22 protein-coding genes are annotated in these 22,839 nt (G+C 66.7%); 8 read left to right on the top strand and 14 right to left on the bottom strand.

The window, feature by feature from the left end:
- Nucleotides 1-21: 21 nt before the first annotated feature.
- The 6 genes from AC6RIC_RS16415 to AC6RIC_RS16390 all read right to left on the bottom strand — a co-directional run bounded on the left by AC6RIC_RS16415 (nucleotide 22) and on the right by AC6RIC_RS16390 (nucleotide 6,725).
- The gene (locus AC6RIC_RS16415; protein ID WP_499733129.1) at nucleotides 22-711 is read right to left on the bottom strand and encodes an L-fuculose-phosphate aldolase; all 690 of its coding nucleotides are present in this window, start codon (nucleotides 709-711) and stop codon (nucleotides 22-24) included.
- 88 nt (nucleotides 712-799) lie between these two features.
- Nucleotides 800-1,795, bottom strand: a complete 996-nt coding sequence (locus tag AC6RIC_RS16410) for an MDR family oxidoreductase (RefSeq protein ID WP_454657267.1) — start codon at nucleotides 1,793-1,795, stop codon at nucleotides 800-802.
- A 71-nt stretch (nucleotides 1,796-1,866) separates the two neighbouring features.
- On the bottom strand, nucleotides 1,867-2,622 hold the full coding sequence (locus AC6RIC_RS16405; RefSeq protein ID WP_454657266.1) for an IclR family transcriptional regulator: 756 nt from the start codon (nucleotides 2,620-2,622) through the stop codon (nucleotides 1,867-1,869).
- A gap of 99 nt (nucleotides 2,623-2,721) precedes the next feature.
- Nucleotides 2,722-3,813, bottom strand: coding sequence for an extracellular solute-binding protein (locus AC6RIC_RS16400; RefSeq protein ID WP_454657265.1), 1,092 nt, complete (start codon nucleotides 3,811-3,813; stop codon nucleotides 2,722-2,724).
- A gap of 33 nt (nucleotides 3,814-3,846) precedes the next feature.
- Nucleotides 3,847-5,634: an ABC transporter permease subunit gene (locus AC6RIC_RS16395; protein ID WP_454657264.1), complete on the bottom strand. Its 1,788-nt coding sequence runs from the start codon at nucleotides 5,632-5,634 to the stop codon at nucleotides 3,847-3,849.
- A complete protein-coding gene (locus AC6RIC_RS16390; RefSeq protein ID WP_499736616.1) occupies nucleotides 5,631-6,725 on the bottom strand; it encodes an ABC transporter ATP-binding protein in 1,095 nt (364 codons plus the stop codon). Before AC6RIC_RS16390 ends, AC6RIC_RS16395 begins: the two co-directional genes overlap by 4 nt.
- 304 nt (nucleotides 6,726-7,029) lie before the next feature.
- Here AC6RIC_RS16390 and AC6RIC_RS16385 point away from each other — a divergent pair, with 304 nt between their 5' ends.
- The 5 genes from AC6RIC_RS16385 to AC6RIC_RS16365 all read left to right on the top strand — a co-directional run bounded on the left by AC6RIC_RS16385 (nucleotide 7,030) and on the right by AC6RIC_RS16365 (nucleotide 12,819).
- Complete coding sequence (locus tag AC6RIC_RS16385) at nucleotides 7,030-7,845, top strand: CoA transferase subunit A (protein ID WP_499733128.1); 816 nt, start codon at nucleotides 7,030-7,032, stop codon at nucleotides 7,843-7,845.
- Complete coding sequence (locus AC6RIC_RS16380) at nucleotides 7,842-8,591, top strand: CoA-transferase (protein ID WP_499733127.1); 750 nt, start codon at nucleotides 7,842-7,844, stop codon at nucleotides 8,589-8,591. Before AC6RIC_RS16385 ends, AC6RIC_RS16380 begins: the two co-directional genes overlap by 4 nt.
- Nucleotides 8,592-8,628: 37 nt before the next feature.
- The gene (locus AC6RIC_RS16375) at nucleotides 8,629-9,870 is read left to right on the top strand and encodes a CaiB/BaiF CoA transferase family protein (RefSeq protein WP_499733126.1); all 1,242 of its coding nucleotides are present in this window, start codon (nucleotides 8,629-8,631) and stop codon (nucleotides 9,868-9,870) included.
- The gene (locus AC6RIC_RS16370; RefSeq protein ID WP_499733125.1) at nucleotides 9,867-12,179 is read left to right on the top strand and encodes a molybdopterin-dependent oxidoreductase; all 2,313 of its coding nucleotides are present in this window, start codon (nucleotides 9,867-9,869) and stop codon (nucleotides 12,177-12,179) included. Before AC6RIC_RS16375 ends, AC6RIC_RS16370 begins: the two co-directional genes overlap by 4 nt.
- A 70-nt stretch (nucleotides 12,180-12,249) precedes the next feature.
- Nucleotides 12,250-12,819 carry a peroxidase-related enzyme gene (locus tag AC6RIC_RS16365; protein ID WP_499733124.1) on the top strand — a complete coding sequence of 190 codons (570 nt, stop codon included), beginning with the start codon at nucleotides 12,250-12,252 and terminating at the stop codon, nucleotides 12,817-12,819.
- Between the two features lie 144 nt (nucleotides 12,820-12,963).
- Here the strand turns inward: AC6RIC_RS16365 and AC6RIC_RS16360 are convergent, their stop codons facing one another.
- The 7 genes from AC6RIC_RS16360 to AC6RIC_RS16330 all read right to left on the bottom strand — a co-directional run bounded on the left by AC6RIC_RS16360 (nucleotide 12,964) and on the right by AC6RIC_RS16330 (nucleotide 19,541).
- On the bottom strand, nucleotides 12,964-13,794 hold the full coding sequence (locus AC6RIC_RS16360) for an inositol monophosphatase family protein (RefSeq protein WP_499733123.1): 831 nt from the start codon (nucleotides 13,792-13,794) through the stop codon (nucleotides 12,964-12,966).
- Between the two features lie 4 nt (nucleotides 13,795-13,798).
- On the bottom strand, nucleotides 13,799-14,578 hold the full coding sequence (locus AC6RIC_RS16355; protein ID WP_499733122.1) for a phosphodiesterase: 780 nt from the start codon (nucleotides 14,576-14,578) through the stop codon (nucleotides 13,799-13,801).
- Nucleotides 14,579-14,594: 16 nt separating this feature from the next.
- A complete protein-coding gene (locus tag AC6RIC_RS16350) occupies nucleotides 14,595-15,419 on the bottom strand; it encodes a carbohydrate ABC transporter permease (RefSeq protein WP_499733121.1) in 825 nt (274 codons plus the stop codon).
- A complete protein-coding gene (locus AC6RIC_RS16345) occupies nucleotides 15,416-16,291 on the bottom strand; it encodes a carbohydrate ABC transporter permease (protein ID WP_499733120.1) in 876 nt (291 codons plus the stop codon). The genes AC6RIC_RS16350 and AC6RIC_RS16345 overlap by 4 nt, the downstream gene beginning before the upstream one ends.
- 73 nt (nucleotides 16,292-16,364) lie before the next feature.
- Nucleotides 16,365-17,666, bottom strand: coding sequence for an ABC transporter substrate-binding protein (locus AC6RIC_RS16340; protein WP_499733119.1), 1,302 nt, complete (start codon nucleotides 17,664-17,666; stop codon nucleotides 16,365-16,367).
- Nucleotides 17,667-17,734: 68 nt separating this feature from the next.
- The gene (locus AC6RIC_RS16335) at nucleotides 17,735-18,748 is read right to left on the bottom strand and encodes an ABC transporter ATP-binding protein (RefSeq protein WP_499733118.1); all 1,014 of its coding nucleotides are present in this window, start codon (nucleotides 18,746-18,748) and stop codon (nucleotides 17,735-17,737) included.
- 10 nt (nucleotides 18,749-18,758) lie between these two features.
- Nucleotides 18,759-19,541: a DeoR/GlpR family DNA-binding transcription regulator gene (locus AC6RIC_RS16330; protein WP_499733117.1), complete on the bottom strand. Its 783-nt coding sequence runs from the start codon at nucleotides 19,539-19,541 to the stop codon at nucleotides 18,759-18,761.
- 106 nt (nucleotides 19,542-19,647) lie between these two features.
- Between AC6RIC_RS16330 and AC6RIC_RS16325 the strand changes: the two genes are divergently transcribed.
- The gene (locus tag AC6RIC_RS16325; protein WP_499733116.1) at nucleotides 19,648-20,091 is read left to right on the top strand and encodes an SIS domain-containing protein; all 444 of its coding nucleotides are present in this window, start codon (nucleotides 19,648-19,650) and stop codon (nucleotides 20,089-20,091) included.
- A gap of 114 nt (nucleotides 20,092-20,205) precedes the next feature.
- Here AC6RIC_RS16325 and AC6RIC_RS16320 read toward each other — a convergent pair whose 3' ends face one another.
- Nucleotides 20,206-20,781 (bottom strand): hypothetical protein, encoded by a 576-nt coding sequence (locus tag AC6RIC_RS16320; protein ID WP_499733115.1) that lies wholly within the window; start codon nucleotides 20,779-20,781, stop codon nucleotides 20,206-20,208.
- A 403-nt stretch (nucleotides 20,782-21,184) separates the two neighbouring features.
- On the opposite strand from AC6RIC_RS16320, the gene AC6RIC_RS16315 reads away from it, so the two are divergent.
- Both AC6RIC_RS16315 and AC6RIC_RS16310 read left to right on the top strand, forming a co-directional pair.
- Nucleotides 21,185-21,313 (top strand): hypothetical protein, encoded by a 129-nt coding sequence (locus AC6RIC_RS16315; protein ID WP_499733114.1) that lies wholly within the window; start codon nucleotides 21,185-21,187, stop codon nucleotides 21,311-21,313.
- A gap of 547 nt (nucleotides 21,314-21,860) precedes the next feature.
- The gene (locus AC6RIC_RS16310) at nucleotides 21,861-22,826 is read left to right on the top strand and encodes an alpha/beta hydrolase (protein WP_499733113.1); all 966 of its coding nucleotides are present in this window, start codon (nucleotides 21,861-21,863) and stop codon (nucleotides 22,824-22,826) included.
- The last annotated feature ends 13 nt before the right edge of the window (nucleotides 22,827-22,839 follow it).

The raw sequence follows: 22,839 nt of genomic DNA, 5'->3' as shown, positions 1-22,839 counted from the left end.
GACCGGCGCGACGACGTCGCGTCAGCCCGCCGCGGCCGGTGAGGGGGCGTGCGGTTGCCGCTCGCGCAGGCCGTACTGGCCCCAGCGCTTGAGGATGCTGTCGATCTCCTCGTCCGGCAGCAGCGGCGGCGTGCCGATCTGGAGGCAGCCGTGATACTGCCGCGCCAGGGTCTCGACCTCGACCGCGAGCCAAAGCGCCTTGCGCAGGCTGACCCCGGTCGCGATCAGGCCGTGATGGGCGAGCAGGCAGGCGCGCCGGTCGGCCAGCGCCTCCAGCGCCAGCCGCGAAAGCTCGGCCGTGCCGTATTGGGCATAGGGCGCACAGGGGATGTCGTTTCCGCCGGCGGCGGCGATCATGTAGTGGATCGCGGGGATGCTGCGATGCATGATCGCCAGGGTCGTACAGTAGGTCGGGTGGGCGTGGACCACCGCGTTTGCCTCCGGCTTCGCCTTGAGGATGTCGAGGTGGAAACGCCACTCCGTGGAGGGGACGTTGCCCTCCCGCGCCGTCCAGCCGCCGTCCCAGTCCATGAAGACGATGTCATCGGGCGTCATCTGGTCATAGGCCAGCCCGGACGGCGTCAGCAGGATCCCGTCATCGACGCGAACGCTGATATTGCCCGACGTGCCCTGGTTGATGCCCGCGGCGGTCATCTCGCGGCAGGCCATGACGATGGATTGCCGCAACTCGCGGTCGTCCCGGCTGGTCATTGCATCGTGTTCCCTATGTCAGAACAGCATTCCATGACTGCGGCGAGACGCGCCTCGTCTGTGCCGAGGCGCGCGCCGGACCTTCCGATCAGCGGCTGACGTCGATGACCACGCGGCCACGGATCCTGCCGGCGACGATCTCTTCCGCCAGCGCCGGCAGGGCCGACATCGGCTCGACGCGGGCGATGCGGCCGAGCTGCGCCTTGTCGAGATGCGCGGCCAGCGTCTTCCAGGCGCGCTCGCGCTTGCCGGCCGGTGCCATCACGCTGTCGATGCCGAGCAGGCTGACGCTCCGCAGGATATGCGGCGCGACGGTCGCCGGAAGATCCATGCCGCCCGCAAGCCCGCAGGCCGCGACCGCCCCGCCATAGGCCGTCTGCGCCAGCACATTGGCCAGGGTGGTCGAGCCGACGGAATCGACCGCGCCGCCCCAGCGCTCCTTCTGCAGCGCGCCGCCCTTCTCCGCGAGAGCGGCCCGGTCGACGAAGCCGGTGGCGCCGAGCTCCGACAGATAGGCATGGGTTTCCGGCCGGCCGGTCGCCGCGGTGACCGTGTAGCCCTTGCGGGCGAGCAGGCTGATCGCGGTCGAGCCGACCCCGCCGGCAGCGCCCGTCACCAGCACCTCGCGCCCGCCGGGTGCGATCGCGCCCCAGTCCTCGAGCGCATCGACGCAGAGCGCCGCCGTATAGCCGGCGGTCCCGATGCCCATGGCCTCCTCGAAGCTGAAGGCGTCGGGCAGCCGCGTCAGCCATTGCGGCTTCAGCTTCTGGAAGCGCGCATAGCCGCCCCATTCCGTCTCGGACAGGCCCCAGCCATTGACCAGGACCTTGTCGCCCGGCTTCCAGTCGGGCGAGCGGCTTTCGACCACCGTTCCGGCGAGGTCGATCCCCGCCACCATCGGCAGCCGTCGCGCGATCCGGCCCTTGCCGCTGATCGCCAGGCCGTCCTTGTAATTCAGCGTCGAGAAGGAGATTTCCACGAGCACGTCGTGGTCGGGCAGGTCCGCCACCGTGAGATCGCGGAACTCCGCGCGCGGGCGCCCGTCGTGATCGACGATCATCATGGCCCGGAAACTATCGTTCATGGTTCGACCCTGTCGCTGTTGCGATGATTTCGTTTCGCCGGATGCGCCGGCTCGCGGCACATCGGCTGTTCTCACTGCCCCGGCAGATGGCCGAGCGCCGCGCTGATCGAGCGCGCCGCCTCTCGGACGTCTTCCGAAAACTGCTTCAACTCCTTGCGCTTCAGCCGCGAGTCCGGGCCCGAGATGCCGATCGCGCCGGCAACCTCGCCGGCCCGGCCGAGGACCGCGCAGGCGCAGGCGGCGATCCCGTCGCGCCACTCTCCTTGCAGGACCATGGCGTAGCCCTGCTGCCGGATTTGCCGGATATCGGCCATCAGCTCCTCGGGCGTCACCCGCGTCGTCGCGGTGAAGCGCTTGAAGAGCGGCCGGAAACGATCGAGCGCCTCATCGGGTTCGTGTGCCAGCATGGCCTTGCCGGTCGCCATCGCGAAGGCCGGCGCGCGCATGCCGACGCTGGTATGGGCCCTGATCTGATGCTTGCTCTCGATCTTGTCGACATAGACCACGTCGGTGTCGTCGAGCACCGAGAGGTGGACCGTCTCCCCGGTGGCCTGGGCCAGGCGTTCCATCGCCGGGCGGGCGATCGAGACCAGGTCCAGGCGCCGGACGACGTTGTTGCCGAGCTCCCATATCTTCAGCGTCAGCTCATAGGTGCTGTTCGGCGGCGTCTGCCGGACGAAGCCCTGGGCCTGCAGGGTCGCCAGCAGGCGGTGTACGTTGCTCTTCGTGAATGCGAGTTCCTTCGCGAGATCGGTGATCCCGCGAGGCTTGTTGCTGCGCGCCAGAACCTCGAGGAGCCGCAGCCCCTTCGTGAACGCCTTGTCCATCGTGTAAACCCGGTCTCCTGAACCTGGTTATCTCTATGCCCGGTCGCGCTCCGCGGGAAGACGGCCGCCTTGCCGGCGGCCGTTTCCGGGGGGGGGCGGCTACTTCGCCAGCAGCGCGTTGAGCTTTTCCTGGCCGTGCTCCTCATTGGTCGAACGGCCGTCCGGCGAGGGCGCGCCCCAGTAGTCCGGGCTCCATTCGATCGCTTGGGCGAGGTTCTTCGGGTTGTTCGCCCAATAGATGCTGACCTTCGGATCGGCCGCGTCGAAGACCACGGAAGAGGGCAGCGCGACCGGGAAGTTGGAGGTGAGCGCGGCCGCTCGCTTGGGGTCGAGCCGCCAGGACAGGACCTTCAGCGCATTCTCGTAGTTCGGCGCGCCCTTCGGGATCGAGAAGAAGTCGTAATAGACGAAGCCCTGGTTCCAGGTGATCGCGACCGGCGCGCCTTCGAGCGCGAATTTGCTCATCGAGCCGGTATAGGCCATGCACATGTCGGCTTCGCCATCGAGCAGGAGCTGCGGCGGCTGCGCGGCGGTGGTCCACCACTTGGTCACATGGGGCTTGATCTCGGCGAGCTTCTTCAACGCCCGGTCCATGTCGATCGGGTAGAGCTTGTCCTTCGCCACGCCGTCGGCCATCAGCGCCGCCTCGAAGGTGAAGCGGGACCAGGCCGGCATGCAGCGCCGCCCCGGGAATTTCTTCACGTCCCAGAAATCGGCCCAGCTCTGAGGTTCGCTGCCGGCCTTGTACTTGTCCTTGTTCCAGGCGAGGCCGACGCCGATGACCTGAAGCGCGACGCCCTTGGGCCGCTTGAGATTGTCCGGCATCACCGCGAGCGTCTTCTGCGCGGGCTCGGACAGCTTCTTGTAGTCGATGTCCGCCAGGCAGCAATCGCCGAGGATCTTGGTCTCCTGGTCGAAGATGAAGGCGAGGTCCCAGGCTGCCTTCCCGGCTTCGGCCTGAGCCTTCAGCCGCGGGCCGCTTCGCGCCTCCTGGACGGTCACCACCTTGATGCCCGTCTCCTTCTCGAACGGTCCGTACATGATCTTGCGCAGGGCTTCGCCATAGGCGCCGCCCGGGTCCTGCACGATCACCTCCTTGCTCTGGGCCGATGCGCCCTGAGCCAGGCCGAGCGGCAGCGCCATCGCCGCCAGGGCGGGGAGCATCCGCCAGAACTTCATACGTTGCACCATGTCTTTCCTCCCTCTTCTTTTGTTGAGTGCGTATCAGGCGCCGGCGCGGGTTCGCGCCAGCACCGGGCCCGCGAGCGCGAGCCCGATCACGACCAGCAGGACCTCGAGCGAGGAGACCACCGCCAGGACCGGGTTGAGCTGGTAGTTGATGTCGGCCCAGAGCATCAGCGGCAGCGTCTTGAGCTGTGCGCTCGACAGGAACAGCGACAGCACCAACTCGTCGAACGAGTGCAGAAAGGCGAAGAAGGTCGCGGCCGCCAGACCGGGCGCGATCGCCGGCAGCGTCACCGTGCGGAAGACGGTGAGCGGGGACGCGCCATGCAGGGCGGCCGCCTGTTCGAGGCGCCTGTCGACGCTCTGGAGCGCGGCCGAGACGATGATCACGACGAGCGGAATGCCGCCGATCGCATGCGCTGAGGCCAGGCCCCAGATCGACCCCACCAGATCGAAGCGCAGGAACAGGCTGTAGAGCGAAAGGCCGAGTACCACCGGCGGCACGATCACCGGGCTGACGAGCAGCAGCATGATGATCGACTTGCCACGGATCTCACTGCGTACGATCCCCATCGCGGCGGAGGCGCCGAGCACCACCGAGATCCCGGCCGACGCGGCGGCGATCACTGCGGAATGCCAGAAGGCGTCCATCCAGTTCGGGTCGGAGAAGAATTTCTCGTACCAGCGCAGCGAGAAGCCCGGCGGCGGGAAGGTGAGGAAGGAGGCGCTGCTGAACGAGATCACCATCACCACGAGAATCGGCAGGATCAGCGTGGCGATCACCGCCCCGGCCAGAATGAAGACGGTCCAGCTTCCCCAGGCGGGGCTGAGCCGGCTCAGCAGCCGCAGGATGGGCCAGCCGATCCGGTCGGCGATGCCGCTGAGGAGGCTCCGCCGCGGGGCGCCCTCGCTCGCGCGAGCGGCCGCTGCATGCGCTGCCCCGCCTTCTGCTTTGCTGCCGCCCCAGATGAACTCGAAGCCGAGGAAATGGCCGGCGACGCCGACGAAGAGCAGGGTGATGACCAGGAGCACGACGGCGAGCGCCTGGAGGAAGCCTTCGCTGTTGATGAAGTCGGCCTGCTGCACGATGTGCATGGCGAACATCTGGTCGCCCGGCCCGCCGAGCAGGGTCGGCGTGATGAAGAAGCCGAGCGCGGCCACGAAGACGAGCAGAAAGCCCGCCCCCATTCCCGGCAGGGTGAGCGGCAGGAGGATGCGCCAGAAGGTGGCGATCGGCCCGGCGCCGGAAGCCTGCGCGGCGCGCGGCAGCGCCGCATCGAGGCGCGACACGCTGGAATAGATGCTGAGCACCATGATCGGCAGCAGTACCGCTGTCATGCCGAGCAGGACCGTGCCGCGGTTGAACAGAAGCTGGGCAGGCTCGCTCAGAACGCCCAGCCCGGTCAGCAGCTTGTTCACCGGGCCGTTGCGGCCGAGCAGGACCATCCAGGCATAGGTGCGGATCAGGATCGCGATAAAATAGGGCAGGATCACCGCCGCCGTGATCAGGATCTGGGTGATGCCGGAGGTGCGCCGGATGAGAAGCGCGGTGGGATAGCCGAGCAGCAGGCACAGGGTCGCGACGGTCAGGGATATCTGCATCGTCCGGACGAGCGAATCCCAGTAGAGCGGCACCGAGAACACGCGTTCGAAGAAGACCGACCATGTCGGCCCGCTGACGCTGAGGCGGAAGAGGTCGATGACCGGCAGCAGATAGATGAAGCCGAGGAAGAGCCCCGCCGGCAGCAGGAGCAGCGCCGGGTTGGAGAGTCTGCCGAGGAGGCTCCTGCGCCTGTCTCCGGCGAAGGTGGTTGCGGCGACGCTCACGCGAGCACCCAGCAATCAGCCGCGCCCCAGCTCACATGGAGCCGTTCTCCGGCCGCGGGCAAGCTCCGCCCGGCCGCATCCATGCAGCGGATCAGCAGCGTCTCTCCACTGTCGGCCCGCGCCTCGATCCGCAGGATCTCGCCGAGGAACAGCGCCGAGGTCACTGTGACCGGCATCGCGTGCGGCCCGGGGCCGTCGGCGATGGCGATCCGTTCCGGCCGCACGAGCACCGTCGCGCGCCCGACCTCGATGCCGTGCCCCGCGTCGGCCTCGAAGACGTAGCCGGCACGGTTGCGCAGCGCCATCGTCGCGCCGCGGCGCTGGACGATCTCGGCCTCGATCAGGTTGCTCTCGCCGACGAAGGAGGCGACGAAGCGGTTCTGCGGATGCCGGTAGATGTCGACCGGCGTGCCGATCTGCACGATCCGCCCGGCATCCATCACGGCGATGCGGTCGCTCATCGTCAGTGCCTCGCCCTGATCATGGGTGACGAACAGGATGGTGCTGCCGATCGCGCGATGCAGCTCGCGGATCTCGATCTGGATGGATTCCCTGAGCCGCCGGTCGAGCGCGCTGAGCGGCTCGTCCATGAGGACGATCCGCGGGCGCCGGACGATGGCGCGGGCGATGGCGACACGCTGCTGCTGGCCGCCGGACATCTGCGAGGGCGTCTTCTGCGCATGCTCGGAAAGCCGCATGATCTCGAGCGTCTCGGCGACGCGGCGTTCCGCGGTGGTGCGGTCGACGCCGGCCATGCGCAGCGGGAACGCCACGTTCTGCGCCACCGTCATGGTCGGAAAGAGCGCATAGCTCTGGAAGACCATGCCGAAGCCGCGCTTATGCGTCGGGACATGATCGATCGGCGCGCCGTCGACATGCATCTCCCCGCTGTCGAGCTTCTGGAAGCCGGCGATGAGGTTGAGCAGCGTCGTCTTCCCGCTCCCCGAGGGGCCGAGCAGGGTGATGAACTCACCCGGCTGGATGTCGAGGGAGATGCAGTCGGCTGCGCGGAAATCGCCGTAGGTCTTGACCACGTCGCGCAGGACGATGCCCGCGCCGATCGAGTTCTGCGCCCGGGCCGCCCCCGACATCCCGGCACCCGCCGACGGCTCGGCGAGAGACGCCAGTTCAGTCGCCATCACGTTTCCTCCGGTGTTCTGAAATATAGAACGTTATTCTGTTTTCTTTCAATAATCAGCTTGATCGCGACGCTGTCAAGCTGTCTCATCACGGTCGGGCGATGCTTGGCGGACGATCGGCGAGGGCAGCGTCCAAGGCCGTATTGACAGCGTGACGAGCAGGTCGCTACGTTATTTTCAGAATAACGTTCTATAATTCAGAACAATGCGACGCCGCATCTTGATGCTGGTGCCGCGGGTGAAACGGAGGGACGCGATGGACCTGCAGGGCATGGCGCGCCGTGTCGAGGCGGGGATGCAGCTGGCTTTGCCGGTCGACTATGCCGGGGTCTCGATGGCGATGACCCGGGCCCTGATCGAGCATGGCGCCGGCGATCTCGATCTCTTCTGCGTTCCCACCGGTGGCCTGCAGGTCGACCAACTGGTCGGCGCCGGGCTCGTCCGCTCGGTCGAGACCAGCGCGGTCTCGCTCGGCGAGGCCGGTGGCGCGCCGCGCTTCAACCAGGCGATTGCGCAAGGCCGGGTCGTTGTCCGGGACGCGACCTGTCCGGCGATCCATGCCGCGCTGATGGCCGCACAGAAGGGCAACCCCTTTCAGCCTCTGCGTGGCATCATCGGCAGCGACATCCTCCGCTTCCGGCTGGATTGGCGGGTGATCGACAATCCCTTCGCCGAAGACGGCGACCCGATCGTCCTGATCCCCGCCGCGCGGCCGGATATCGCGATCTTCCATGCGCCGATGGCGGACCGCCATGGCAATGTCTGGATCGGGCGGCGGCGCGAGCTCGCCGCGATGGCCTATGCTGCGGACCAGACGCTGGTGACGGTCGAGCGCATCGTCGAGGAGAACCTGCTCGGCAGCGAGATGAGCGCCGCCGGAACCTTGCCGGCGCTCTATGTGACGGAGATCGCGGTCGCTCCCCGCGGGGCCTGGCCCTATGGCCTCTGGGGCGAGTACGCGACCGACACGGCCGAAATCCTGCGCTACGCCAAGGCCGCGCGCACGCCGGAGGGTTTCGCCGAATACATGGCCGCGGCGCCGGCCGGGCAGATGCAGGACGCCGCCCGATGACGGATATCCACCCCCGCGAGATTCTGATCACCACGATCGCGCGCCTGCTCGACGGCGTCCGGCATGTCGCGGTCGGTGCCTCCTCGCCGATTCCCGCCGCCGGCGCCATGCTGCTGCGCGCCTTGAAAAAGCGCGCCGGCGCGCCGCCGGTCAGGATCTCGATCCTCGGCTCAGTCGAGCACAATTTCTTCACGAACGGCTCGGCCGAACTGTTCGATTGCGCCGGGCAGGGGCGGATCGACGCCTTCTTCCTCGGCGGCGGCCAGATCGACGGGCACGGCAATATCAACCTCGTCGGCATCGGCGATTATCCGGCCTCGGCGCCGCGCTGGCCCGGCTCCTTCGGCTCGGCCTATCTTTATTTCGTCGTCCCCCGCGTCATCCTCTTCCGCGAGGAGCACAGCCCGCGCGTCTTCGTCGAGAAGGTCGATTTCACCAGCGCGCCCGGCGTCAGCGAACCCGGCATCTACCGGACGGGTGGGCCGATGGCGCTGCTGACCGGCAAGGCCCTGTTCAGCTTCGACAAGGCCCGTCCCGGCTTCACCCTGGAGAGCCTCCATCCCGGCCATGAGCTGGCGGAGGTCCGGGAGGCGACGGGCTTCAGGTTCGAACATGCCGACCGGCCGCCGCAGACCGAACTGCCCGACAGAGCGACGCTCGACCTCCTGCGCGGGCAGGTCATGGACGAGCTCGCCGAAACCTATCCCGAATTCGCCAGCCAGATGCGGCGCGAGATCCAAGCGTGACGCCCGGATCCGCCCGAGACAGCCAGCAGGACAGCACATGAATTCTCGCACCGGCTCCCTCGCCGACATCAAGGTAATCGACGCCAGCCGCGTTCTCGGCGGGCCCTATGCCGGCCAGATCCTCGGCGACCATGGCGCCGACGTCATCAAGATCGAACCGCCCGCGGGCGACGAGACGCGCGGTTGGGGTCCCCCCTTCCTGGATGGTGCGGCGAGCTATTTCCTCGGCCTCAACCGCAACAAGCGCGGCATGGCGCTCGACCTGACGCAGGAGGCGGGGCGCGAACTGCTGCTGCGCCTGCTGGAGACGGCCGACGTTTTCATCGAAAACTTCAAGACCGGCACGCTTGAGCGCTGGGGCCTTGGCCGCGAGGAACTGGAGCGTCGCTTCCCGCGCCTCGTCCATTGCCGCATCTCGGGCTTCGGCGCGGACGGGCCGCTCGGCGGGCTGCCGGGCTACGACGCCGCGATCCAGGCCTCGGCCGGCATCATGAGCGTCAATGGCGAGCTCGGCGGGGAGCCGCTGCGGGTGGGGCTGCCCGTGGTCGACATGGTGACGGGCCTCAATGCCGTGATCGGCATCCTGATGGCGCTGCAGGAGCGCGCATCGAGCGGCAAGGGGCAGTTCGTCGAGGCGACGCTCTATGATTGCGGGGTCTCGCTGCTCCATCCGCATCTGCCGAACTATTACCTGTCGGGAAAGGTCGCGGGGCGTTCCGGCAACGCCCATCCCAACATCACCCCCTACGACGTCTTCGCCACGCGCGATGCGCCGCTCTTCCTCGCCGTCGGCAACAACCGGCAATTCGCCACGCTCTGCAAGATCATCGGCCGGCCGGAGTTGGCGCAGGACGCGCGCTACGCGACCAACAAGGATCGCAACATCAATCGCGACGCGCTCAAGGCCGATCTGGAGGCCGCGATGGCCGGTTTCGACTGCGGCCCGCTGGCCGAGCGCCTGGTCAAGTCCGGCGTGCCTTGCGGCGCCGTCCGCAATATCGACGAGGTGATGGCCGATCCGCATACGCATCACCGCGGGATGGTGGTCGATATCGGGGCCTATCGCGGCACCGGCAGCCCGATCAAGTTGTCGCGGACCCCGGCCACCTACCGCATGGCGCCGCCGCGCTTTGGCGAGCACACCGCGGCGATCCTCGATGAGGCCGGCGTGCAGGGCGAGCTCTTCGCCGATGCCCTGCCGGGCTTCGCCCCGGCGGAGGAGGCGCAAGGCCCCGAAGCGGGAGCGGCGACAACCGGCCGGCAGAAGGTGCACGGATGAGCACGATCCAGCGCTTCCCGCATTGCAGCCACTGGGGCGCCTACACGATCCTCGTAGAGGATGGCCGGATCGTCGGGATCGAGCCCTTCGAGCATGATCCTTCGCCATCGCCGATCAACCAGTCGGTGCGTGACTGGGCGAGCACGGAGCGCCGCGTCCTGACGCCGCTGGTCCGCTCGGGCTGGCTGGAAAACCGCGAGAACAGCGACCGCCGCGGCCGGGGAAGCGACCGTTTCGTGCCGGTGAGCTGGGACGACGCGACCTCGCTCGTCGCCGGCGAGATCCGGCGCGTCTCTGAGCGCTTCGGCAACGCCTCGATCTTCGCCGGCTCCTATGGCTGGACGAGCTGCGGGCGGTTCCACCACGCCCCTTCGCAACTGAAGCGCATGCTGAATCTCGTCGGCGGCTATACCGGCCATGTCGACACCTATTCGATCGCCGCCGGCCCGGTGATCCTGCGTCATACGCTGGGTGACGACGGCGCCTGCGGCGGCCAGGCCAATACCCTCGACACCGTCGCCGAGCATACCGAGACGCTCGTCGTCTTCGGCGCGCTCTCGCCGCGCACCGCGCAGAACGAGGCGGGCGGCATCGCGAGCCACACGCTCGAGACCCATCTGCGCAAAATTGCCGAGCGAGGCGTCAAGGTCATCCTGGTTTCGCCGCTGCGCGACGACATCCCGGACTGGGTCGACGCCGAATGGTGGCCGATCCGGCCGAACACCGACACGGCCCTGATGCTCGGGCTCGCCGGCGAGATCCTGAAGCGGGGCCGGCACGACCGCGCCTTCCTCGAACGCTGCACCAGCGGCGCGGAGCGGCTGATCGCCTATCTCGACGGCAGCCGGGACGGAGCGGTCAAGGATGCGGCCTGGGCGGCGGGTGTCACTGGGCTCGATGCCGGCTGGATCGCCGATCTGGCGCAACGGCTCGTCGAAACCCGCTCCATGCTGACCGTGAGCTGGAGCCTGCAGCGGGCCCATCATGGCGAGCAGCCTTTCTGGGCGGCGCTGGCGCTGGCGGCGATGACCGGCCAGATCGGTCTTCCCGGCGGCGGCGTAGGCTATGGCTATGCCTCGCTTGGCGGTGTCGGGGCGCCGATCAACCTGGCCAAGTCGCCGACGCTCCCACAGTTGCGCAAGCCGCTGGAGAGCTTCATCCCCGTCGCCCGGATCAGCGACATGCTGCTCAATCCCGGTGGCGAATACAGCTACGAGGGCGAAACCCGGACCTATCCGGATGCGCGGCTGGTCTACTGGGCCGGCGGCAACCCCTATCACCACCATCAGGACCTCAATCGCCTCGCCGAGGCCTGGACGCGGCCGGAGACGATCATCGTCCAGGACCCGATGTTCACGGCGACCGCGCAACGCGCCGACATCGTGCTGCCGGCCAACACCTCGATCGAGCGCAATGACATCGCGGGCAACCGGCGCTCGGATTTCGTCATCGCCATGCACAAGGCGATCGCGTCGGTTGGCGATTCCCGCTCCGATTTCGATATCTTCCGCACCATCGCCGAAAAGCTGGGCGTCGGACCGGCCTTCGACGAGGGCCGCGATGAGATGGGCTGGCTGCGCCATCTCTACGATGCGACCCGGACGGACGCCGCCACGCGCCTCAGCTTCGCGATGCCCGATTTCGATGCCTTCTGGGCCCAAGGCTACGCCCGCTGCCCGACGGAGGCCGAGCACTCCTATCTGTCGGAGTTCCGCGAGCGGCCCGAGGACCACGCCCTCGAAACCGAGAGCGGGCGCATCGTCCTGGGCAGCCAGACCCTCGACGCGCTCGGCTATGACGATTGCCCGGCCCACCCGGCCTGGCTCGAGCCGGTCGAATGGCTCGGCGCGGCCGATGCGGCCGAGCAGTTCCACCTGATCTCGCATCAGCCGGAAGGGCGGCTGCACAGCCAGCTCGAAACGAGCCCGGCCAGCATGGCTGCCAAGCGCGGCGGCCGCGAGCAGGCGCGCCTCCACCCTGAGGACGCCGCCGAACTGGGCATCGCGGACGGCCAGGCGATCCGGCTCTGGAACGAGCGCGGCGCCTGCCTCGCAACGGCCCGGCTCACCGACGATGTCCGGCGCAGGGTCGTCGTCCTGCCGACGGGGGCCTGGTTCACGCCGACCGGCAACAGCGGCCTCGACATCGCCGGCAACCCGAACGTCCTGACGGTCGACATCGGCACGTCCCGCTTCGGCCAGGGCTGCTCGGCCCATACCTGCCTGGTCAGGGTCGAACGCTATGAAGGCGAGGCCGGTGACGCGATCGAGCAGTATCGCGAGCAGATGGAGCGGCTGGTCGCCGTCTAGCTCCGCATTTCGCCAGACGGGGAGGAGCCCCTGCTGGCCACTCAAATCCGCGCAAGAAGGAATCGATGACATGACGCAACCCGCCATCAGCCGCTTTCCGGTTCCCGCGATCGACGCGCTACCGGACGACATCCGCGAGCGCATCCTCGCCGTGCAGGAGAAGTCCGGCTTCGTGCCCAACGTCTTCCTGACGCTGGCGCATCGCCCGGAGGAGTTCCGCGCCTTCTTCGCCTATCACGATGCCCTGATGAACAAGGCGGAGGGCCTGACCAAGGCCGAGCGCGAGATGATCGTGGTCGCGACCAGCAACGCCAACCAGTGCCAGTATTGCGTCGTCGCCCATGGCGCGATCCTGCGCGTGCGGGCCAAGAACCCGCTGATCGCCGACCAGGTGGCGGTCAACTACCGCAAGGCCGACATCACGCCCCGGCAGAAGGCGATGCTCGACTTCGCCATGAAGGTCTCGGCGCGTGCCTACGAGGTCGGGGACGACGACGTCGCCGATCTGCAGAAGCACGGCTTCAGTGAGGACGATATCTGGGACATCGCCGCCATCGCGGCCTTCTTCGGGATGTCGAACCGCCTTGCCAACGTGACCAGCATGCGACCGAACGACGAGTTCTACGCGATGGGCCGGTAGAGCGCGGCCGCAACGAAGGTCCGGCAACTGGCGGTCGCTTGATGTCCGCTTATGGCACGCGATGGCCAAAGCGCTTGGCAGGGCGACGATCCGGGCTTCCGGTTTGCCGGGGAGCCTGATCCTCTTCGTCGAAACGGATGTTTGCTACATTCCGCAGCTCGGCTGCGCGCCGGCAGGAGGGAGAGTGTGGTGGTGCTCGATGACCGGCGCCATCGCCTGCAGGAACGCCTCTGTACCGCAGGCGAAGCCGATCTTGTCGGTCAAGGCGATGCGTGACCAGTCGAGCGTGCAGGCATGGCCGAGGCTCTCGAGGATCGGCAGGGCCGCCATCACGTCCCAGCTTGCGATGCCGTCGCAGACATAGCCGTCGAGCTGGCCCGTTGCCATGTCCATCAGCGTGATGGTCGAGGCGCCGCAGGTGCGGAAGTCGAGCCGCATCGTTCCGATGATGTGGCGGATCGTGGCGAGGCGCTTCTCCACCGAAGTCGCCGGGTGCAGGCTGATGCCGATCAGCGCCCGCGACGGGTCGAGCGGCTGGGCGAAGGGCAGGGCGATGCCGTTGAGCGTCGCCGGCTGGCCGGGGCCGCCGCGGAAGAGCTGGCCGCGGACCGGCGCGTGGATCACGCCGAAGCGTGGATGCCCGCCCTCGAACAGGCCGATCGAGACTGCCCATTGATCGTTGCCGCGCACGAAATTGGCGGTGCCATCGATCGGGTCGACGACCCAGAGCCGCCCGCTGCGGCTGTCCTGGCCGCTGCCTTCCTCGCCGAGGACACCGTCCTCCGGGAAGAGCTGGCGCAGGCGCGCAACGATGAAGCGCTCGACCGCCTGGTCGGCCTCGGTGACGAGGTCGAGATGCCCTTTCATCGTCACCGGCAGGCTCGCCACCCGCGCGAAATGGTCGAGCGCGATCGCGCCGGCCTCGCGGGCGAGCGTTTCGACGGCATCCTGGGCGGCGGCAGAGGGCAGGCTCATGCGATCATATCTGGACGTAGCGGGTGTGGATGGCGACATCGCCGCGATCGTCGAAGCGATGGATGAAATAGACATAGGGTTCGCCGACGAGGCCGGGTTCCTCGGCCTGGCCGCTGAGATCGAGCCCGATCTGGAAGGCGGGGCTGCCTCCGATCGCTGCGAAGCGGCCGTTCCAGCTGGCTTGTACCGGGCGGTGGACATGGCCGCAGAGGATGCGGATGTCGGAGGACGCCTCGCGGACCATGCGGCCGAGCGCCTCGGCGCCTTCGACCAGCCTCGCGGTGTCGAGGGCGGTGATCCCGGTCGGGAACGGGGGATGATGCATCGCGACGAGGGTCGGGCCGTCATGCGGCTCGGCCAGACGCGCGGCTGCCCAGGCCTGCCGTTCGGCACAGAGACGGCCTTCGCCGCGGCCTTCGACCAGCGTGTCGAGGGCGATGATCCGGAGATTGCCGAGCCGTGCCTCATAATGCAGGAAACCTTCGGGTGCGAAGGGCAGCCGGTCCCCGAAAGCGGCGCGCAGGGTGACGCGTTTGTCGTGATTGCCGGGCAGGACGAAGACCGGGCAGGAAAGCGGCGCGAGGATGTCCTTCAGCAAGGCATAGTCGGCTTCCGAGCCGCCATCGGTCAGGTCGCCGGTCAGGACGACGCCGTCGAGTGCCGGCCGGAAGCTGGCGAGATCGGCCACGACCTTGCGGGCCGCGGCTTCCGCATCGTCGCGAACCAGACGGGTTTCCTTCCGGTCGGCGAAGACGTGGAAGTCCGAAACATGGGCGATCAGCATGGTCATCCCTCCCGGCTCAGCGGATGCCGGCCCGCATGAAGCTTTGCACGAACTGGCGCTGGAAGATCAGGAAGGCACAGAGCAGCGGCGCGACCGAGAGCAAGGTCGCCGCCGTCACCAAGCTCCAGTCCACGCCCTGTTCGACCGTGGCGAAGACCTGCAGACCGACCGTGATTGGCCGTGTCTCGACCGAGTTCGAAACCACCAGCGGCCAGAGGAAGTTGTTCCAGTGGTAGCTCACCGTCACCAGGCCGAAGGCGATCAGCGTCGGCCGGGCGACGGGGATGAAGACGCGCCAGAGGATCTGGAACGGATTGGCGCCCTCGAGCCGCGCTGCCTCCTCCAGCTCCTTCGGGACGCCCTTGAAGGTCTGGCGGATCAGGAAGATGCCGAAGGCCGAGGCGAGATAGGGCATGCCCATGCCGACCAGCGTGTTGAGCAGGCCGAGCTCGCCAAGCGTGCGATAGTTCTCGATCAGCAGCGCCTCGGGCATGATCATCAACTGGATCAGCACGAGCAGGAACAGCAGGTTCGAGCCGCGGAAGGGAAAGCAGACGAAGGCATAGGCTGCGAGCGTGCAGATGACGAGCTGGCTGACCAGGATGAAGGTCACCAGCAGGAAGGTGTTCAGGAAATAGCGCGCGAAGGGCGCGGCCTGCCAGACGCGCTCGAAATTCTCCAGCGTCCAGGGCGCCGCGAGATCGAAGCGCGCCGCGTAGGCCGGCGGATGGAACGCCGTCCAGAAGGCGTAGAGCAGCGGTGCGACCCAGATCAGGGCGAGCAGCCAGGCGGAGAGATTTGCCAGCGCGAGGCCCGGCCGGATGCGGGAAAAGGCGCTCATCGATAGTGCACCCGCTTGTCGGCATAGCCGAACTGGAACAGAGCGATCGCGGCCAGGAAGGCGAGCAGCACGACCGTGATGGCGGCGGCATAGTTGGTGTCCCAGAAGCTGAAGCCGACCTGATAGAGATAGTAGAGCAGCAGCATCGTCGCGTTGTCCGGGCCGCCCTTGGTCATCGCCACGACATGGTCGACGAGACGGAAGGCGCCGATCACGGCGTTGATGGCGATGAACAGAGTCGTCGGCATCAGCAGCGGGATCACCACCCGGCGCAGGCGCTGCCAATAGCTCGCACCTTCGAGATCGGCGGCTTCGAGCAGGGTCGGCGAGATCTGCTGCAGGCCGGCGAGGTAGAAGATCATGAAGAACCCTGCCTCCTTCCAGACCGTGATGGCGATCAGCGCCCAGAGCGCGGTGTCGCGATTGCCGAGCCAGTTGTTGCCGCCGAGCCCGAACAGGGAGAGGAACTGGTCGATCAGCCCGTAATCCGGCGCGTAGAAGAACAGCCAGATATTGGCGACCGCGACCATCGGCAGCACGGTCGGCGTGAAGAAGGCCATGCGCGTCAGTGTCGTGCCGCGCAGGCTGCCCTGCACCAGCAGGGCCATGGCCAGCGCCAGCACGATCGAGAGCGGGATCGTCACGCCCGCATAGAGCAGGTTGTTGGTCATCGCCTTCCAGAACACCGGGTCGGCGACCATCGTCGTGTAGTTGTCAAGGCCGACGAAGCGGGAGGGGCGCCGGCCGCGCGGCGTCGAGTAGAAGCTGTTGACGATGGTGGCCAGGATCGGCTGGTAGGTGAAGACCCAGAGCAAAACCGTCGCCGGCAGCAGCATCAGGCTTCCGTAGAGGGCGTTGCGCGAGAGCTTCATCGGGCCGGTCCTGTCCATGGCATCGGGCCGAAAAGTGGAAGCCACTTTTCGGAAAAACCCGATGCGGTAGCAATCACTTGCGATACGGCTTGAGGATGCGGTCGATCTCGGCCTGCGCATCGGTCAGCGCCACCTGTGGGGTCTTGGCCCCGGTCAGCGCGGCGCCGAGCGCGTCGTTGAGCACCTTGGTGGTGCGGGCGTTCTCATAGGTCGAGAATTCCGGCACCGACGAGGCGATCTGCTTGCGGGCGACGGTCGCAGCCGGCATCTCCTCGACATATTTCTTCAGCGTCGGGGTCTCCCAGGCGTTGTCGCGTGGCGCGACATAGCCGGTCTGGACGCTCCAGTCGGCGAGCAACTCGTCCGAGGTCATGAACTTCACGAAGCGGAAGGCCGCTTCCTTCTCCGCCGCCGAGGCCTTGGAGAAGATGTAGAAATTGCCGCCGCCGAGCACCGATGCGGGCTTGACCTTGCCCGGATAGGGCGCGACGCCGAAATCGAAGCCGGCGCTGCGCTTGATGTTGGTGAGGTTGCCGGTCGTGGTCCAGATCATCGCGATACGGCCTTCCAGGAAGTCGGCCGGGGTGGTGCCCCATTCCTGGATGCCGCGCGGATGGATACCGTGAACCTTGCTGAGGTCGACCCAGAACTGCAGGGCTTCCACGACCTTGGGATCGGACAGGAAGGTCTGGGTGCCGTCCTCCTTGAACAGCGAGGCGCCGTTCTGGGCCGCGAGCGCGCCGAACAGCCATTGCGACGAGCCGACATTGCCGGGAATGCCGACACCCCAGCGCGTCACCTTGCCGGCGGCGTCCTTGCGCAGCACGGCCTTGCCATAGGCGACCATCTCGTCCCAGGTCGTCGGGTACTTCTCGGGGTCGAGCCCACTCTCGGCGAAGGCCTTCTTGTTCCAGTAGAGCACGGCGGTCGAGCGCTGGAACGGGGCGCTCCAGAGCTTGCCGTCGACCTGTGCGCTCTTCAGGAAGGCCGGCATGAAGCCGGCGACCCATTTGCGGTCCTCATCGGTCTTGATGAAGCTGTCGAACGGCTCGATCACGCCCTCGTCGAGGAAGGTGTAGATATCGGTGGCGAGCAGCACCGCGACCGTCGGCGGCGTACCGCTCTTGGCCGCGGTCAGCGATTTCGTGGTGGTGTCGTTGTAGTTGCCGGAATAGACGGCCTCGACCTCGATGCCGGGATTGGCCGCCTTGAACTTCGCGACATAGCCGTCGACCACCTTGGTCAGCGGGCCGCCGACCTGGACGGGATAGTAGAAGCTGATCTTGGTGTCGGCGGCGCGTGCGATGGCTGGCATCGCGAGCGAGCCGAGCGTCGCGAGCGCGGCCTTGTTGAACGTCCTGCGTGTGCTCTGCATGGTATCCTCCCGTTCCCGCGGCGATGGTGCCGCTCTTGTTATGCGTGATGGGCAGCCGGGACCGGCTGCTAGGCGGCGCTCTCGATCCGCAACCCGGTCTGGCCGTCGAAATGGCTTTCGGCCTTGCTGGGCCAGGAGAGATAGGCTTCCGAGCCCGGCGTCTTCAGCGGCTGGCCTGGCGTGCGCACGAAGAGGGTCTGGTCGTCGATGCGGCAGGCCGTGACGGAATCGGCGCCGAAATACTCGGCGCCCTCGACCGTGACCTTCAGGCCGCTTTCGGCGAAGGCGATGTGCTCCGGGCGGATACCGAGCTTCCGGCCGCTGCCATCGGGCGCGCGCAGGGCCGCGGGCATGTCGATGACGTTCATCGGCGGCGTGCCGATGAAGCCGCCGACGAAGGTCGAGGCCGGCTTTTCGTAGAGGGCCGCGGGCGTGCCGTTCTGCTCGATACCGCCCTTGCGCATCAAGATGACGCGGTCGGCCATGCTCATCGCCTCGGTCTGGTCATGGGTGACGAAGACCATGGTGATGCCGAGCCGGCGCTGCAGGGCGCGGATCTCGGTGCGCATCTCGTGGCGCAGCTTGGCGTCGAGGTTGGAGAGCGGCTCGTCCATCAGGCAGACCTTGGTCTCGGCGATCAGCGCCCGCCCGAGCGCGACGCGTTGCTGCTGGCCACCCGAGAGCTGCGAGGGCTTGCGCTCGAGCAGTTGGGCGAGGCCGAGCATGTCGACGACCCTGGCCAGGCGATCGCGCTGCTCCGCCTTCGAGACGCCGCGCACCGACAGGCCGAAGACGATGTTGTCGGCGACGTTCAGATGCGGGAACAGCGCATAGGACTGGAAGACCATCGAGAGCGCGCGCCTTGCCGGCGGCAATTCGGTGACGTCCCGACCGCCGATGACGATGCTCCCGGATGTCGGCTGGTCGAGGCCGGCGATCAGCCGGAGCGTGGTCGACTTGCCGCAGCCGGAGGGGCCGAGCAGGGCCAGGAACTCGCCTTCCTCGACGCGGAAATCGACGCCGTCCACGGCATGGGTCGTGCCCCAGGCTTTGGTCAGGCCGCGGACTTCGATTGCCGACATGGTGCCCTCCTCAGGCGCGAACGAGCAGGGAACCGTGCGCGACGGTCTTCTGGTCGGCTTCCGCGGGTGCGTCGCTATCCGTCACGATGCAGTCGAGTGCGGAAAAGCGCGTCACGACGGAGAGCGAGGCGCGGCCGAATTTCGAGGCGTCGGCGACGACGATGGTGGCCTTCGCAGCCTCGATCATGGCCTGCTGGACGCAGGCGAATTGCGGGCTCGACAGGCCGATCGTGCCGCGGTCGAGATCGACCGAGGAGACGCTGAGGATGGCCTTGTCGGCGTTGAAGCGCCGCATCGCCTCGGCCGCGAGCGGCCCGGCAAAGGAGTGGTTCACGTCGTGGAACTCACCGCCGATGACGAAGAGCCGGTTGCTGCCGGTGGCGTTGTTCGCGAGCTCGTAGCTGACGTCGAGGCCGTTGGTGATGATGGTCAGGCCGCTGCGGGCGCCCAGCAGCCGCGCCACCTCCAGCGAGGTCGTGCCGGCATCGACGATGACCGTGTCGCCATCCACCACGAGATCGGCCGCTGCCCGGGCGATCCGGCGCTTCGCCTCGACATTGGCGACGGTGCGGTCGCGATTGGCGGGGTCGCGGGTGACCTGATCGACGAAGAGGGCGCCGCCATGGGTCCGGCGCAGAAGCCCTTGCGTCTCAAGCTCGGCGAGGTCGCGGCGAATGGTGGCGACGGAAACGCCGAACAGCTCCGTCAGCGCCTGGACGTCGACGAAATGCTGCGCACGCGCCTGGTCGAGGAGGCGCGCCTGCCGCTGGGGGCCGGAGAGTGGAGCGTTCATCCCTGAATCCGTGATCGATTGTGATCATTTTGATGATCTATAACGATCATAGAGATACGGATGTCAATCGAATCTTTGTTGGTGCTGCATCAAATCTTGGGAGTCTATGAGCGAAATCGATCATTTGGGTTGGACGTTTCAATCATCTGCGGTGACGCTGATCGGTGGCGGCTCAGGTTTCCTTGCGGCCGAGGCGCAGCGCCGGATGGCGGGGCTCGGCATGGCCAGCGTCGCCTATGCCGACCCGACGCTGCGGATGGTTTCGGCGCCGCATCTGACGTCGCGCAACGTCGTTTTCGCGCTCTCCTATTCCGGCCTCACGAGCTATCTGGTCTCGAATATCGAGATCGCGCTCAAGGCGGGCGCGCGGATCGTCTCGCTATCGCCGGCCGGTGCGCTCGTGGCCGAGCTTTCCGACGTCAACATCGCGCTCAATGCCTATCGCAAGTCGAAGAGCGACATCTTCATCCCGACGGGGCGGGTCGCGATGTATGTCCTGCCCGATGCCGTGCTCGTGTTGCTCACCGCGCGCGTGCAGCAAGGCTCTTGAAGGAAGCGGATGAAGCTCGGAATGCGTGTGCAGGGATAGCTTCGCCGGCGTTTCGACAACGCATGCGCCGGCGGTCATGCCGAGGTCCGGATTTCGGGGGAGGTTTCTCAGGATCTACCGCTTGAAGCCGATCAGGACGCCGTCCGCTCCCAGAGAAAGCTGCAGGCCGCGTCTCTGCGTCGCCAGGCGCATCATCACGCCGTTGGCATTGCGCAGCCAGAGCGTGCCCCGCCCTTGCTGACCGATCGCCCAGCCTTCGCGAATTTGACCGTAGGCGCCAGCGAAATTCGCCACGTCCGTCAAGCCGTAGACCTTGCCGGTTGCCGTCAGCTTCGAAGCGCCGATCCCTCCAACGCCGAGGCCGCCGACCGTGATCTCGTAGGTTTTGTTGCGGAAGCGCAGCGTGCCGCCGCCGATCGCACCGGAGCCGATGAACGCGACCTGAAGCTGCTTGATGCGAACGGTGGCGCTCGGTGGGCCGGCAGGGCGGGCCTGCGCGTACGCACTCCCGCTGACGAACATGAGGCCCAAGAGCAGCGCGGCGGCCCGGATAGCCAGACTTCTTCTCGGGATAGGGTTTTGTGCGTCGAACGCGCAGGGAGCACCATGTTCCTGTGCGGGGTTGCGAAACGGCGTTCCTCCCAGAGGACGCTCGGCATCGTTGAAATCGTGACGCAGCTTCCGGAACATCTCCATCTCCTTCCGCAGATCTTGCTTATTGCAACAACGGGGCAGTTCAGCCTGATGTCGGTACGGTGCTCGGCATCCTATCGTGAGGCCGGCTGAGATTATTGCCATTTCGCGCCAAACTCTCGCTCGATCCGGCTGCCGATCGAAAATGTGCCCTGGTGGCCAGAAGGCCGACGTTTTCAGTCTTTGAATAGCGTCGCCGTTCGAACGGGGGCCAAAGCTCCTTGTTGCTGCGGCTTGACGATGAAACCCATCGACATGCCCTCCCGGCAGGCCGTGCAAATAGTGATCGCCGCGTCACGGCAACATCATGGCGCATCTCTTCGGGCTGCCGCAAGGGAGCTTCGCGTGAGCACGCGCGCTGCAGCGTCATCGCGCCGAAATGGGCGCGAGTTGCAGTGAGATGGTTGCGCGGGCGCGCCTCGACATCGGCACCGACCTAGGCTCGCCGGTATCGCTGGATGACTTCGACAAGGCGCCGTTCGCCTTCAACGGCCAGAACTCCGAGGCGAAGGTCAAATATCTTCAGTAGCCCTTCAGTCATCGGGTTCCCGATTACGTTGCGACCGGGGACCGGATGCGAAGGCGGATAGCGAATTCGTCGGCCGCTGTTGCGGCCGCACCATTGTCAGCAGCAGGAGAAGCGCGCATGAAAGCCCTGATCCTGGCTTCCGGTATGCTCGGACTGGCGTTGATCACCGTTCCGGTCGAAGCGAACGCGGTCGTCTGCACGCGCGCCGTCCCGCCCCGCGTGCGGTCGTCGTCAGGCCGGCGCCGGTTCGCTGCGCGATCGTCAATGGTCGCAGAGTCTGCCGCTGACGTTCTCGCGGATATCGAATGGGGGGTGGCTCTTGAGTGTTTCGCAGGTTGCGTCAACGACAGGCAGGTTACGAAAGCCACCCATTCTCGTCAGGTCCTTTCGGCTTGGCATAGCCCTCGCCGCAGCGTTCGTTCTCGCGGCTTGCGGTGCACGGCCCGAGGCGGGCTTCCTTTCGCCCGTCACCGAGACGCAGGTCGGTGCCGCGACCCACACGATTCTCGTCGCCACGACGCGAAAGCGTGATGACCGCTCAGGGACGTTGTTCAACGGTGAGCGGGCCGAGCGGCTTGATTTCGCCCGGATCGCCGTTTCCGTTCCGCCCAATCATGAGGTCGGCCAGATCGAGTGGGCGTCGACGGCACCGGGCGATCCCAAGACCAACTTCGTGACGCGTCAGGCGAGTTACCTCGACGGGGACAAGGCCTTCGTGCAAGCGCTGAACGCGCAACTGGCATCCCTGCCCAAGGGGAAGCGGCGCGTCTTCCTCTTCGTTCACGGCTACAACACCATGTTCGCGGAGGGGCTCTACCGCTTCGCTCAGGTCGTCCACGACTCGAAGATGCCGGCCGTTCCTGTCCTCTTCACCTGGGCATCGCGCGGGCAACTCGCGCAATACGTCTATGACAACAACAGTGCGACGGCCGCGCGCGATGACCTCGAGCGGACGATCCGGCTGGTCTTCGCCAGTAATGCCGACGAAGTGAACCTCATGGCCCATTCGATGGGGAACTGGGTGACCGTCGAGGCTCTGCGTCAGATCAAGATGACCGGCGGCCTGCCTCAGACCTCGAAGTTCGGGCAGTTGATCCTCGCAGCGCCGGACATCGATATCGACGTGTTCAAGGCCCAGATGCGCCGCTTCGGCAAGCCGAAGAAGCCCTTCATCATCGTGCTGTCCAAGGACGACAAGGCGCTCGGTCTGTCGAATTTCCTGGCGGGAGGGCAAGCGCGGCTCGGCGCCGACGCCGATGCCGCGGAGCTGACGGAGCTGGGCGCGCTCGTCATCGATATGACGGAGGTGAAGGCGTTGGATTCCAGCAATCACGGGAAATTCGCTCAGCTTGCCGTTATCGCCCCACAACTGCAGCAGGCGCTGGAACGCGGCGTGACCACCCAGCGATCCTCGGCAGGGGCGGATGAGATCGCCAGGAATTCGCTCGAAGCCATCGTCAAGCTGCCTATCACGGTGATTTCGGCTCCGTTGCGCGCCATCGCCGGTCGTTGATTGGCGCCGAAAG

Source organism: Allobosea sp. TBD101 (assembly GCF_059817965.1).
The sequence above is the reverse complement of the archived record's forward strand: the minus strand, read 5'-3'. Positions and strand labels throughout refer to the sequence as shown.